The sequence below is a fragment of the Nostoc sp. genome (assembly GCF_036919815.1).
In the GTDB taxonomy this organism is placed as follows: Bacteria; Cyanobacteriota; Cyanobacteriia; order Cyanobacteriales; family Nostocaceae; genus Nostoc.
The window spans coordinates 1-13,639 of sequence record NZ_JBALCE010000003.1 but is presented as its reverse complement, the minus strand read 5'-3'; the positions used below and the strand labels follow the sequence as shown (position 1 = coordinate 13,639).

The following is a 13,639-nucleotide window of genomic DNA, read 5'->3' as shown; positions in this document are numbered from 1 at the left end:
GCTTTACTAAGGTTATTAATATTTAACTTTTCAACTTGCTTATGATCTCAAAGAAGCTCACGTCTTTTTACAGCCTTCATTCGCTGCTGCCTTTTACGATCATGGATCGCTATCTTGCCAGCGAATTGTTAGCGCCCTTTTTCTTTGGTGTCGGAGCTTTTTCATCACTTGGCGTCACCATTGATGCTGTATTTGATCTCGTCAGAAAAATTGTAGAATCTGGGCTACCTATAGACATTGCTATTCAAGTTTTTTTGTTAAAATTTCCCAACTTTATCGTTTTAGCCTTCCCCATGTCTACGCTACTGGCTACTTTGATGACCTACAGTCGTCTTTCTAGCGACAGCGAACTAATTGCCCTGCGTGGTTGTGGGGTTAGTGTCTATCGCATGGTGCTAACTGCTGTGATGTTAAGTCTTGTGGTAACAGGAATGACATTTGTATTTAACGAACAAATTGCACCAGCAGCAAATTATCAAGCGGCGATGACTCTAGATAAAGCCCTCAAATCAGACAAGCCAACTTTTAAACAGCAAAATATTTTCTATCCTGAATACCAGGATGTTGTTCAGCCGGATGGCTCTAAGAATAGAAGATTGACACGCTTGTTTTACGCCGACCAGTTTGATGGTAAGCGAATGAAAGGTTTGACGATTATAGACGGCTCAACAAAAGGTCTGAATCAAATTGTGGTATCAGAATCTGCCCAGTGGAATCCTTCTCAAAATGTCTGGGATTTTTACAACGGCACGATCTATTTTGTCGCTGCCGATCGCTCTTATCGCAACATTGTCAGATTTGAACACCAACAACTGCAACTACCGCGCACGCCATTAAGTCTGGCAGAAAAAAGCCGAGACTATGGTGAGATGAATATTTCTGAAGCACTACAGCAACTAGAAGTAGAAAATCTCGGTGGCGATCGCCAAAAAATTCGTAAACTCGAAGTGCGAATTCAACAAAAAATCTCCTTACCTTTTGTATGTGTAGTTTTTGGCTTAGTAGGCGCAGTGATGGGAAGCATACCCCAGCGAACTGGAAAAGGCACCAGCTTTGGGATTAGTGTCATAGTTATTTTTTCATACTACTTAATTTTCTTTATTAGTGGTGCGATCGGGCAAGCCGGTGTCCTCTCTCCCTTTATGGGGGCTTGGTTGCCCAACTTTCTTTTTTTGGGAATAGGTCTATTCTTATTAATCCGAGTTGCCAAACGGTAAATTGAGAAGGTGCTACCGTGTACACACAAATCATCCAATTACCCAACACAAAAACCTCACCCTGTCCTTAATCCCTCTCCTTACCAAGGAGAGGGACAGGTGAAAGCGTAGCAGAAGCAGGGTGAGGTTTTCTTAAGCTATTCGATAAACCGTAAATTGCGTCCAGAGAGACTTGTGTGTACACCGTAGCCTTCTAGAGCATCGATTCAGTAATCAAAAATCTAACCCCCCAGCCCACTTCCCTACAAGGGAAGTGGGAGTCAAACTCCCCTCTTTGTTTCGGAGAGGTTCTTCCAGGATTACTGAATCGATGTTCTACCAGAGAGGTCAAACTCCAGCCATCGAACTCACATTCAATTACGGATGATAATTTCGACATTGCGGTGCATCTGGATTTTCCTTACAGTATTCTTGAAAAGAAACTTTGGCTGATACCATACCCTCAGCTTTCTGATGAGCTGCTTCTGCTTGGAGTTCTTCTACCTCATCCCAAGCGGCTGCACAGGGTTTAGAATAAGCACCTTGTTCAGTACAAATAGCACGAGCCTGCTCAATTGCTTTTTGAATTCTCTCCTCCAGCAGTAGCGCTTGTGGTGCTTCCACAAAGTCGCTTTTGGTCAAAATGTCGGTAATCGAGATGATGCCCAACAGCTTGCCTTGAATCACAGGTGCCCTGTGGATACCAGTGTTAGCAAATAACCGCGCTACATATTCCACACCCAAATCAGGATTTACTACAATGCAGGGCTTGCTCATAATTTCATAAACCCGCACTTGCTTTGGATCTTTACCGTAGGCTGTTACCTTATAGACAATATCCGTTTCTGTGACAATGCCATAAGCATCATTATCATAGCGACGATCCACAACCAGCGATCGCAATCCTTTTTCCTTCATTATCCCCACTGCTTCAGCAACAGTCGCCGAACCGCGAATGGTAACTACGTCTTTGGTCATGATATCTTCAGCTTTCATCATTGCTGTAGTCTCCTGGTTAATAGTAGGGTGCAGCAGTGCGCCCTCAGAGCGCACGGTTTGCTAACTAGAAAGTAAAAAAGTTGAACTTTTGTCCGGCTACAACAATAAATTAGACCAGTTGTCAACTCCTGATGTTATCCAGTGTTACCGATACCCAAAAACTAACCATAAATTGCCATAACTTTCTACAAAATCTTGCCAAAGAACTCCAGCCGCTAATAAGGAACGTGGATTAAATAAAATGCAAAACTTCATCCTGTATCTAGCTTCCCTCTCCTTTATATCGGAGAGGGATTGAGGGTGAGCTAAGGCAGGGACATAAATTGTATGTTATTTAATTCTTATTTCTAAGTAAATTTTTGACTACTATATGTCTATTGGTAATGACTAATAACTGATGGAGAAGTTAGGATCAAATCACCATTCAAACTTAAGTTGAGATATTTCCTGTTGAGGAAAGCAAAAGCATTAAACAGCAACGTCTTCAGCTTCCGTCAAGTTTTCCCGATTTCTAGTAAATTTCAATTATCTATCCCATGCCAAATCGTCATTATCCTCCCGCTTACTTACGCTATCTCAAAGCCAGGTTATGGAATCTAGGGCGACCTGGTTTTTGGGGAACTGCAATTTTTTTATCTGTAGTAGGGCTAGTAACCTGGGAATACTGGTCAAACCCAGATATTTTCGTTTATAAGCAAAAAAAACAAGTCACTTCACAAGAGCCTGGCGATTCCTCCCTGTCAGCAGAAAACAGAGCTATTGCAGCGGATATTGATAACTTGCCAGTTTTATTTAATGACTTTCAGCAAGCAACTCTCTCAGGCACAGTAAATACCCCGAAGGAAAACACTAAGGGAGAAAAGAGCAAAGACTTATTAGAGGATGCAATTAACAAACAAAAGTCTGCTAGTGATACCAAATTAAATCCTGGTTTAAGCGTTAATGGCGACACCTCCCCAAGTGTAGAAAATCCCTTTGTTGTACAAACAGAAAATTTATTGCGTACTGGGACGCTTGATAATAATAATCAACTTCTAGGTCTTAAGACCTTAAATGCTGCGTCTGAACCAACAGGGGGGCAACAAACATCCTCTAGCGTGGGTATTGGATTCACTAATCCAACCAACAAGAATCAAAATTCTGTGTCCATCAGCCCTCTGCAAGCGGCGCTCGACCAATCGACAAACCAGAAATTGTCTAGCTTCAATGGTACTGCAACTCAGACAAATGCATCGGCACGAGTCTCTGACCCAGGAACAACGCTAATGCCACCCATTAACAGCTTACCCAGTCAGAATTCTCTACCAAGTACTGGGTTAACTCCTGGGACAGGCTACACGTCAACGGGTACGAACTTCCCACAAAATTCCTACAATAATTTAAATAACGGTCAGGTGTTACCTAACAATGGGTTAACTACTGGTACAGGTTCTACTTCAACGGGTACAAACTTCCCACAAAATCCCTACAATAATTTAAATAACGGTCAAGTATTGCCTAATGTATCACCATTGACACCCCCAGTCAGCTCTCTGGCTCCAACTAATATTGCACCTTACTCTAGCCAGAGTCAAAGTCAAGGCGTTGTCACCCCCACAAACCCTGTAGGATATGGTAATTATGGCTTGCAGCAGCCGACGCAACTACCACAGTCCTATGGTAATTATGGCTTGCAGCAGCCGGCTCAACTACCACAGTCCTATGGTAATTATGGCTTGCAGCAGCCGGCTCAACTACCACAGTCCTATGGTAATTATGGCTTGCAGCAGCCGGCGCAAATACCACAGTCTAATTCCCTATATCTTCGCCAGCTTCGACAGAAGTATACAGGTAGTGGGCAAAGGTAATTTTATTTGCAGTTAATATACTGATTCACTAGGAGAATTCATGTTGATGAGATATTTCAAAAAGATTACTAGCTAGTCATTTGACGATTATTGCCAAAAATATCTGCAATAAATCTTTGATAATTGGTATCAATTACGGTATAAAATAGACATACGAGTGAAAAAGAATGTAGAGACATAGCAGTGCTACGTCTCTACAAGGGTTCTGGGTAACGCATATTTAATTTCTGGAGATGTCTAATAAATAATCTCATTTGATTGAATATAGAATCATCTAACCAGCAGACATTTAATGCTGGTTCAGTTGCAGTTAATCCTAGCTGAAGCCGGATATATAGTTGCAGGTGACATGACCCCGACCTGTTCGCGCTTGCGTCTCCCCTTGGGAGAAGGTGCGGAGCTTCTAGAATCACTTCAAAGATTTCCTAGTTGCTCCCTTACGGGTTTTCGACTTTGACCTAGACTGAGATATCTTAGTCCCTGGCAAACCGTCTGCATAGGCGTTTTGGATTCCCGACTGTCCATCGGTACTAATTAGTATCTTAACATATTCGTGGCAAATCCAATGCTGGTAAATATAAAGCCGTGCTAGAAGCACAGGGTTTTAAACCTAACTTTTCGATAAATAACTTTGCAAGTAACTCAGAGTCAATCTTTTTGTTTCTCTCACCAGTTGTTGACGGAATGTTTTCTCTTGGCTAAGAGATGTCCACAAGAGGGTGCCGATCATTTTCACCAATACAAAAGCGATCGCTTCATAGATCAATGGTTCTAAATCTGGATAATGCTCGGATATAAACATTGCCAAATCTTGAATCAGTTGGGCATCAGCCGCCGCATCGATCGCTTCAAGTTCAGGCATTGAACCTTGCAAGGGCATAAAGATGGCATGATAACCTGGATAATCGGTAAAGAATTGATTAACGGTATCAATTACCTGCTCCATATAGCTAGAGAGAGGTAAACTCTTGCTTTCAGGTGTATTCAATTCTACTAATAAATGATGGAGTTGCTGGTTGTAGCGATCTGCCAGTTTGTAGAGAATTGCTGCCTTATCAGGAAAGAATTGGTACAGCGATCCGATAGGTACTTTGGCATTAGCCGCGATCGCATTCGTACTGGTAGCGTTATAGCCCTCCGTAATAAACAGTTGTTCAGCAACATCCAAAATTTGATTTACCCGCTCTTGGCTACGGGCTTGGCGGGGCTGGCGGCGCATTCCTCTAGGCTTTAATGAATCGGTAGTCATGAACTTAAAAAAATCTGTGAAAAATTTGTTTGACAAAACATGAGCAATACTCGTATTATCACAAACATGAGCAATATTCATATTCTCTTCTGACCACAGGAGGAAATTGTCATGGACAAAGATTTATTTATATTACCCAGTTCCAAAGTTAGAAACGATTTAACCCATCAGATGCAAGCAATTAGCGCATTACAGCCTTTTCTGGCAATGCTTGCCGGAGATTCAAGTCTGGATATAGTGGGAGAAATGGTTGTTGCTTTGTTGGAAACACCTTCCTTTGACATTGCAGTAGAGCACCTAAAGGGTGATCCTGGTTCGGCAGCATTAATTGAAGAGCGATACATGGCTTTGCCTCATGATCTGGACACTCTGTTGCAATATCCACCGGATTCCTTAGGATACCTATACGGCATGGCAATGAAGGCAAAGGGATTTCGAGCAGAAGACTTATACGAAGAGATACCCATTTATTCCGATGCCAGTTATGTGGAGGCGAGACTGGGCCAAACCCACGATATCTGGCATATTGTGACCGGTTTTGGTGTATCACCGGCTGAGGAGATCGGATTACAGGCATTTCACTTGCCACAGTTTCCCTATCCTCTAGCAGTATCTTTGCTTTCTAGTAGCATGATGTCTAGCCTTCTATTCAATCCTGAAGAATTACCCACTTTGCTTAATGCTATTCAAACCGGATGGGAAATGGGCAAAAATGCCAAATCTCTCTTTGCACAAAAATGGGAGTCAGCTTGGGAAAAGCCCTTACTCCAATGGCAAAAAGAGCTAAATCTTTTTTTGTATTGAGATGCTAAGTATCTAATATCGTTTTTGATTGGCGCGTAATTGCCTCCACAACTGCGATGCACCTGCCCCTTTTTTCTGGTGTTGATCCAGCCGATGGCGGTGCATAAACACTTTATATTGAGCTAAGGTGATTGTGGGCTATTTGGAATAATCGGAACTTCTGGTGTTTCGGGTTGTTGCTGTTGTCGTTGCAAATATTTACTCAATACATAAGCCATATCCCCACGGGTAATGGGTTTTAATGGGAAGATATTGCCTTGAGCATCTGTATTGAGAAATCCCTCAGTAGCTACTGTAGCGATCGCTTTTCTAGCCCAAGCTGGGATAGACTTTTGATCTGGATGTGAAGCCAGAATCTCATTAACAGCGTCATCCGAAAACTGAAATACACCATAAGCCTGGGCGAAAATAGCCAGAGCTTCTGCCTTAGTCACCTTTTGGTTAGGGAAAAATTCATTGCCTCGATAGCCTTTCATGATGTCAGTTTTTAAGACTGTCTGTATATCATTAAATGCCCAATAAGAACGAGGAACATCTGGAATAGTTAAATTTTCTTTGTTAACAGCTTGTCTTTTATCTAGCCGAAATGCTTTTACCATAATCGATGCTAATTCAGCCCGACTCAGTAATCTTTCTGGATAAAACTTACCATCGGAAAAGTTGGTCATCCATTTGACAGCAGTTACCTGTTGAATGGAATCAGATGGGATTGCAGAAGTAGTTTCTGGCACTTGAGCAATTGCTGGCAAGTTTTGTAGTAGTGCTACTAAAGATAGAGTAATTGAAAGGTGACGCATCATAATAACCACTTTTAGCTGGTAAATGAATTTAAAAAATTACGTTATTGAGGTTAAGGCGAAGTTTGGTGTTGCTAATAACCGATTATTCACTTAGTGACGAACTTTGGCTGGGCAATGTTGCTCCCGCTACATAGGCTGTTAACTTGTTCTCATAATCAAGGGAGTAGAAATCAGCAAAAACTTGTTTTTTACCTTTCATCTTTTAGCGTTATCTCCCTACTACTATGGACTATAGTCAGTTTTTCAGGAGTTTTGGGAATGACAGCAGCAGCAGATCCCGTAAAGTTGATGAAGCAAGAAGTTGGCAAAGCCGCCGCAGCCCTAGTCAAGTCGGGTTCCATTGTGGGGTTGGGTACGGGGTCAACTACAGCATATACGATTCAGTATTTAGGCGATCGCCTCAAGTCCGGTGAACTCAAAGATATCATTGGCATACCCACCTCGTTTCAATCAGAAGTGCTGGCGAAGCAGTACGGTATCCCTCTCGCCACCTTGGACGCTATCGACCACATTGATATTGCCATTGATGGGGCTGATGAAGTTGATCCGCAGAAGAATTTGATTAAAGGCGGTGGTGCAGCACATACCCGCGAAAAAGTTGTAGATTATCTGGCAGAACAGTTTATCGTTGTGATAGACAGTGGCAAGTTAGTAGACCGCTTAGGTTCTAGTTTCCCTGTACCCGTGGAAGTGATTCCAATGGCAATTACTCCTGTTACCAATGCCATCAAAAAACTCGGTGGCAAACCAGAACTCCGCATGGGTGTAAAAAAAGCTGGCCCAGTAATCACTGATCAAGGAAATTTTGTGTTAGATGTCAGATTTGACTCTATTGAAGATCCAGCCAGCCTAGAAAAGACATTGAATAACATTCCTGGCGTTCTGGAAAATGGCATCTTCGTTAACTGTGTCGATTTAGTTTTGATTGGTGAAGTCAAAGATGGTCAGCCATTAGTGCGACAACTCTAAAAGTAGAGATTTTGGATTTTAGAGACATCTAAAATCCAAAATTAAGCAATAGGAGTGGACTACTTCGGCTGAATTGGTGTTAGGGCTACACCTTGATAATAATGTCCCAAAATTTGCAGGTGGTTTACTCCTTGCCGAGCCAGATTGTACGCCCCCCACTGACTCATGCCTAAACCATGACCGTAGCCAAGCCCTTGCAGTACAAAACTACCATCGGCTCCCTTGGTGACGGTAAAGCGGGTACTTTTTAACTTCAGGGCTGTTCGCACTTCCTCGCCCTGTAGCACCTTTGTGCCCTTGTTGCCGACAATTTTCAAGATTTTAACACTGCGGAAAGGTGAGTATGTCTCTGGAATCATCGCTGTCACACTCCCCACCTGAGGAAATTTAGCGCTAATTTCAGTAGGTGAAAAGGTTTTCACCCAAGTACACTCGCGGATATTTTGATCGTAGTCTTGAACAGCACGTAGGTAAGGCTCGTTGCTTCCCCAAACATCTTCCACGTTTTCAGTGTGTCCCCCAGAACAAGCGTGGAAAACTGAGAGAATAATCTGGTTTTTGTAAGTTAGTACCTGCCCTAGTGTGGAATCGACTGCGGTATAAGTAGAAGGAGCTTCACTGATTACACCTTTGTAAATTTGCCAACGATCAGGGGTATTGCCTAAATCGTAAACAGGATTATTCCGTTGTTTTTCACGTTCGTAGAGGGCATAAGTACGGGCTGCGATCGCTTGGGCTTTTAAAGCTTCTTGAGGCCAACTAGCATCCATTTCACCACCAAGAACGCTGTAGAGATACTCTTGGTCATCAACCCAGTTAACAGCAGTTAAGCCTTTGTCTGTGGGAACAACCAGAGTTCTGCCCCGATACCAGCGATCGCCAATATAAACGAATCCTTTACCAGTTGGCTCAATCCAAAATAAACCAGACTGCCACTTATCTAAAGCCACTCCCCCAGGAACAGCTTGGGCATAAAATGCACTCATCGCTGGTAACTGTCCGAGAGTCCGGCCGGTACTATCCTTGACAATTCCAGTGGTGGAGCTGCCTACTTTTACCTGATTAACCCCTCTTTGAATTGCCACGCGCAGGATTACAGACGCTTGAGCTGGGGCAACCAAAGCTATCCACAAAAGGATACTTACCCACCAATAACGTACTTTAATCTGGGAAAATAAACAGCCTAAGTAAAGTTGGAATTTCATGCTGATCATCTAATCATACTAGTATCTAATTGACGCTCTCAACTATGGCGTCTACTGCTTTAAGATGAGACACTTCTCCAACACAGGAGGTTGCCACCTCCTACTAATTATGCATTTTGCTTTAGCTATAAGGTAGAAATCAGTTAATCTTGACCCTCCCTCTTGGCAAAAGTGTCTACTTATAGTATGTGCGATCGCGCTTACCAGAAATTCTCACCCGTGCTTCATCCTATAAATATCAGCGCGGTTGGATTTGAAAACCGTCTAAAAGAGGACGCGGGGACACGAGTAAATTACTCTTTGCGTCCCCGAAAATTCTAAGCGACGCAAGCCGGCGATCAGACTTCTCTTCGCGTCTTCTTCGCTTTATGATGCCAATACCTTTTGAGAATTGCTCACTTCATTAGCAATAATTCCAATTAAATTCAACTTACTCAAAATTTCTGTAGCTTGAGTCAGTTCAGTTCGCGTCACTTTCCCCATACGCTCTACCATCACAATAGCATTGCAAAAAGATGCCACAATCCTGGCATCAACCGTGCCTAAAATAGGTGGAGCATCTATCAGTACTAGGTCATAACTTTGCTCAAACAACTCTATTAGTTCTTTCATCCGTTGAGAACTGAGCAACTTCACCGTGTCTTCTGGTTCCGGCCCAGCAGTCAAAATATCAATGGAGGGGTGGATGGGCTGGATGTAATCTTGAAAATCAGTAGTTGTCTCATCAACTAATAACAGAGATAGTCCCCAGTTATTGGATAGTTCCAGGATTTTGTGCAAGCTAGGATTCTGCAAATTAGCATCAATAACTAATACCCGTCGATGCATCCGGGTAGCACTAGCCACAAGCCCTAATACTAAGGTTGTCTTCCCTTCTCCTGGTAGTGCTGAAGTAAACATCAGCGACTTCAAAGGTAAAGGATATTTTAATATTTGAATATTTTGGTAAATCATGTCCAGGTTTTCATGGACAGGCAATCTAGTAATGGCTTCTATTACAGAGTCATCTGAACTTCGCCGCCGATTCCAAGGCAGACCCAGCCGCCGCTTTTTCACATCATGCGACGGTAGTTTTGGTACTGACCCCAGTATACGTAGGTTCGTCAGTTTCTTTAAATCTCCTGCACAATAAATAGCGTCATTAAACTTTTCCAAAATCAAGGCTGCTAAGATACCTAAAATCGGCCCAATTACCGCTCCTCCAAGCAAAAGTAATAATCTCTTGCTCCCCATATAAGTACCCAGAGCAGGTTCTGTCAAAACTTGCCAGTTATATCCTTCCTGAGCAATTTTCAGTCCCAATGACTGTTGCGCCTGAAGTAGTTGTTCAAGGGTTTTGCGACTACTTTGTACCTTTGGCAGCAGACGGTTATACTCTGCTATTAAACTTGGGTATTTGTTTACCTCAGAGCGTAGTCGCTGTTCTGACTCGGCTAGATTCTTTTCATTGGCAGTTAGTCCTAAGACTGTTGTCTGCACCAGAATAAACTCGTCTAATAACGTTGGCTCAACCCCTACCATTTGCCCTTTGAAGAGAGGTTCTCCCTTATTGCTACTAGTAATAGCTTTCACCTCTTCTCGTAATAGCGACAATTGACTTTGGCGTTGCTGCTTGAGCTTTTGTACCGATGGGTAATCGTCTGTATAACGCAGCCGCTCCTTAGCCAACGCTAGTTCAGTCTTTTGAATTTCACTCAATAGTGCTTGGTAGCGGCTTGACTGATTTAAACGAGAAGAAATTAGTTCATTTTGCTGGGATGAAGATGCTATTTGTTGCTCTAGGTTATTGTAGCGAGCGTTTACATCTTGAAGGTTGGCACGAGTGCTTTGTAGCTGTTGTTGAATATCGGCTAGAGATTCTAGCAGGATTTTACTTTGGACTTCAGGATCGAGTAATTTATGTTTCTTGCGAAACTGTTCTAAATTTTTCTCAGCTTTACTCGCCTCTTTTTTTATTTCAGGTAGGCGAGTGTTTACAAAAGCTAGTCCCTGATTCAGACGTTCTTTTTGTTGGTCTTTGTTATAGTTTTGATAGACTTTCTGTAGAGTTTGAAGTACTCTTTGTGCTTTGACTGGATTATCATCATTAAAAGAAACTTCAAATACTTGATTAAAAATTTTATTAGTTCCTATGCCTCCCTCTTGTGGAGTCACTTCTAGAGATACTTTTTTGTTCTGTCCTGTTTGCCCATTGATATCTTCTAAAGTAATATCAGGATAATCAGAATGAAGTAAATCTACGGCTTTCTGGAGGAGCTTATAACTCAGCATAAGTTTCATCTGAGTCGTGGAATCAATAACTTGAGAATTGGAATCAGTAACCTGAGTATCTGCCCCGACTGGGATATTATTTGACTGTGCCCCTTCAGATAAATTGGAACTCACCAATATCTGCATATTGCTGTGGTACGTAGGTTTGGCGATGACAGCCAACAGGCTAGCAGCTGACATAACTACACAGGAAACTCCCAAGATTAGAAAGCGTCGGCGAAGCAAAATACTAGATAGTTGTCTGATGTCAACTGCGCCTTGTGCTGAAGTAGTAACCTGTTGCTCTTGATTCAGACTAGTCTTAGCCACTATCAAACTCCTCTAATATCGAAACACTATATTTATTTGGAAGATTTATGACAAATGTGAAATGGTTTTTTTACACCTAATAGCCGCAACAATATACTTAATTATTCTTCCAACCATGACAAGCTCACTTGGCATAATATTATGCCAAGTGGCGCTTTCATGTTCATCAATTCATGCATATAAATTCTTAATCAGTGTTGAAAGAATAAATTTTCAATAAATATTTTATTTCAGAAAGAAAAATCTTGACGAAAAATTAATTATTTTCCTAAGTATTTAAGTAAAAAATTCTCTGATTCACAACATTACTATGATATTAAAGTCCTTTTCATAACTTTTAATCTAAAAAACATATTGAGAAAAATACATAAGCCATAGTGTTTGTAGTTTTTTGATACACTTAGTTAACCGTAAATTCTTAGTTAACTAGTTGACTTCCTCATAAAATTAAACTACTGTCTATTTGCTGGACGTTATGAAGTGGATCACTAAACTCCAGCATAGAGCCTGGTTAATTTTAGATTTTAGATTAGAAGGGTTGAATAGGAAATCTAAAATCCAAAATCGTTCGACTGAGCATCTCGACTTCGCTCGATGGAACCGTAGCGGTACCCCTCGGGGGAAGCAAGCTACGCGTAGCGTTCCGCAGGAAAGTCCAAAATTTAAATGCCTACCTTGGTTAACTCTACTTCCCGTCGCCTGGGTACTTCATGAATCATAAAATCATAAGCCATATCAGTACGGGGAAAAATTGCACGGGCTTCCTTGAGGAGATCCTTCAATTCCAAGGTATTTCCAGGAGCATAGCGGGGACTAAAATGACTCATAATCAGCCGATGTGCTCCAGCCGCTAAAGCTGTTTGCGCTGCCATTGTGGTTGTGGAATGCAACCGTTGAAAAGCCATATCTGCATCTTGATGGGCAAAGGTTGCTTCGTGAATTAATACATCTGCATCATGAGCTAATTGCACTGCACCATCACAATAAATTGTGTCTGTACAATAGGCAATCTTTCGACCAATTTCTGTAGGTCCGCATAATTGGCTGCCATCAATCACCCGTCCGTCGGCAAGTGTAACTGTTTCACCGCGCTTGAGTTGACCGTAAATGCGGCCTGGAGGAATTTGTAACGCCTTGGCTTTTTCCACATCAAAGCGTCCTGATCGGTCTTTTTCGGCTACGCGGTAGCCGAAAGCTGTAATGCGGTGATGCAAATCACCGCAGCTAACGGTGAAGTCATCGTCTTCATAAATTACCCCTGGGCGGATAGCATGGACTTTAATGGGGTAAGAAAAGTGTGTGTAGGAGTAACGTGAGGCGGATTGAATGTAATCATTTAATCCGGGTGGCCCATATATATCAATTCGTTCCACATTGCCAGCCAAGCCACAAGTAGCAAGAAGTCCCATCAAGCCAAAGATGTGGTCGCCGTGCATATGAGTGATAAAAATTCGGGAGAGCTGACTGATTTTCAGTTCACTCCGCATAATTTGGTGCTGAGTACCTTCGCCACAGTCGAATAACCACAGTTCTGCCCTTTGGGGTAATCTCAGGGCTACACTGGAAACATTGCGCGATCGTGTGGGTACACCTGAACTCGTCCCTAAGAATGTTATCTGCACAGCGTTCTTTAGTTTTCCTATTCCTCAATTTGCAGCTCTATTTTCTATAGTGACATGGTTCGTGAGCAAAATACTTTTGAGAGGAAGTCGCCTTTTTGAACTGGGAATATTACACCAATTTAGATTAATTAAGACGCAATCTCAAACAGGTTCTTGATTCTATCTCTGCCGAAGCGATGCCTACGGCGGTAAACTACGCATCGATTTGTGGATGGGATTACATACCTCTGCTTTATTAAGTGCATCTTCAGTTTTAAGTCATTTTACTGCTTTTATAGGACTAGTATTTGATTTCTGAAAAAGCTCCGTACATTTGAAGAGTCGCAAAATCAAAGTTAGTGTGTCGGAGAAACCACTCAAACATCCAT

At 42.1% G+C, this 13,639-nt stretch carries 10 protein-coding genes; 4 read left to right on the top strand and 6 right to left on the bottom strand.

Features of this window, described 5'->3' with window-relative positions:
• The first annotated feature begins 101 nt into the window (after positions 1-101).
• Positions 102-1,217, top strand: coding sequence for an LptF/LptG family permease (locus V7K15_RS00255; protein WP_334901951.1), 1,116 nt, complete (start codon positions 102-104; stop codon positions 1,215-1,217).
• Positions 1,218-1,574: 357 nt separating this feature from the next.
• Here the strand turns inward: V7K15_RS00255 and V7K15_RS00250 are convergent, their stop codons facing one another.
• A complete protein-coding gene (locus V7K15_RS00250) occupies positions 1,575-2,195 on the bottom strand; it encodes a CP12 domain-containing protein (protein WP_334901950.1) in 621 nt (206 codons plus the stop codon).
• A 536-nt stretch (positions 2,196-2,731) separates the two neighbouring features.
• On the opposite strand from V7K15_RS00250, the gene V7K15_RS00245 reads away from it, so the two are divergent.
• Complete coding sequence (locus tag V7K15_RS00245; protein WP_334901948.1) at positions 2,732-4,042, top strand: hypothetical protein; 1,311 nt, start codon at positions 2,732-2,734, stop codon at positions 4,040-4,042.
• 610 nt (positions 4,043-4,652) lie between these two features.
• Here V7K15_RS00245 and V7K15_RS00240 read toward each other — a convergent pair.
• Positions 4,653-5,291, bottom strand: a complete 639-nt coding sequence (locus tag V7K15_RS00240; RefSeq protein ID WP_334901946.1) for a TetR/AcrR family transcriptional regulator — start codon at positions 5,289-5,291, stop codon at positions 4,653-4,655.
• A gap of 111 nt (positions 5,292-5,402) precedes the next feature.
• Between V7K15_RS00240 and V7K15_RS00235 the strand changes: the two genes are divergently transcribed.
• Positions 5,403-6,095 carry a Coq4 family protein gene (locus tag V7K15_RS00235; RefSeq protein WP_334901944.1) on the top strand — a complete coding sequence of 231 codons (693 nt, stop codon included), beginning with the start codon at positions 5,403-5,405 and terminating at the stop codon, positions 6,093-6,095.
• Positions 6,096-6,217: 122 nt separating this feature from the next.
• Here the strand turns inward: V7K15_RS00235 and V7K15_RS00230 are convergent, their stop codons facing one another.
• A complete protein-coding gene (locus tag V7K15_RS00230) occupies positions 6,218-6,892 on the bottom strand; it encodes an S-layer homology domain-containing protein (RefSeq protein WP_334902028.1) in 675 nt (224 codons plus the stop codon).
• Between the two features lie 261 nt (positions 6,893-7,153).
• Between V7K15_RS00230 and rpiA the strand changes: the two genes are divergently transcribed.
• The gene (gene rpiA / locus V7K15_RS00225; protein ID WP_334901942.1) at positions 7,154-7,864 is read left to right on the top strand and encodes a ribose-5-phosphate isomerase RpiA; all 711 of its coding nucleotides are present in this window, start codon (positions 7,154-7,156) and stop codon (positions 7,862-7,864) included.
• Positions 7,865-7,923: 59 nt separating this feature from the next.
• Here rpiA and V7K15_RS00220 read toward each other — a convergent pair whose 3' ends face one another.
• The 3 genes from V7K15_RS00220 to V7K15_RS00210 all read right to left on the bottom strand — a co-directional run bounded on the left by V7K15_RS00220 (position 7,924) and on the right by V7K15_RS00210 (position 13,271).
• Positions 7,924-9,069, bottom strand: a complete 1,146-nt coding sequence (locus V7K15_RS00220; protein ID WP_334901939.1) for a SpoIID/LytB domain-containing protein — start codon at positions 9,067-9,069, stop codon at positions 7,924-7,926.
• A 366-nt stretch (positions 9,070-9,435) separates the two neighbouring features.
• A complete protein-coding gene (locus V7K15_RS00215) occupies positions 9,436-11,649 on the bottom strand; it encodes a GumC family protein (protein ID WP_334901937.1) in 2,214 nt (737 codons plus the stop codon).
• A gap of 662 nt (positions 11,650-12,311) precedes the next feature.
• Complete coding sequence (locus V7K15_RS00210) at positions 12,312-13,271, bottom strand: ribonuclease Z (RefSeq protein ID WP_334901936.1); 960 nt, start codon at positions 13,269-13,271, stop codon at positions 12,312-12,314.
• Positions 13,272-13,639: the final 368 nt, after the last annotated feature.

Bases quoted from the DNA above. Each gene is read 5' to 3' on its own strand.
- V7K15_RS00240 (WP_334901946.1), bottom strand. From the start codon at position 5,291: ATGACTACCGATTCATTAAAGCCTAGAGGAATGCGCCGCCAGCCCCGC.
- V7K15_RS00250 (WP_334901950.1), bottom strand. From the start codon at position 2,195: ATGATGAAAGCTGAAGATATCATGACCAAAGACGTAGTTACCATTCGC.
- V7K15_RS00255 (WP_334901951.1), top strand. From the start codon at position 102: ATGGATCGCTATCTTGCCAGCGAATTGTTAGCGCCCTTTTTCTTTGGT.
- V7K15_RS00245 (WP_334901948.1), top strand. From the start codon at position 2,732: ATGCCAAATCGTCATTATCCTCCCGCTTACTTACGCTATCTCAAAGCC.
- rpiA (WP_334901942.1), top strand. From the start codon at position 7,154: ATGACAGCAGCAGCAGATCCCGTAAAGTTGATGAAGCAAGAAGTTGGC.
- V7K15_RS00230 (WP_334902028.1), bottom strand. From the start codon at position 6,892: ATGCGTCACCTTTCAATTACTCTATCTTTAGTAGCACTACTACAAAAC.
- V7K15_RS00220 (WP_334901939.1), bottom strand. From the start codon at position 9,069: ATGAAATTCCAACTTTACTTAGGCTGTTTATTTTCCCAGATTAAAGTA.
- V7K15_RS00235 (WP_334901944.1), top strand. From the start codon at position 5,403: ATGGACAAAGATTTATTTATATTACCCAGTTCCAAAGTTAGAAACGAT.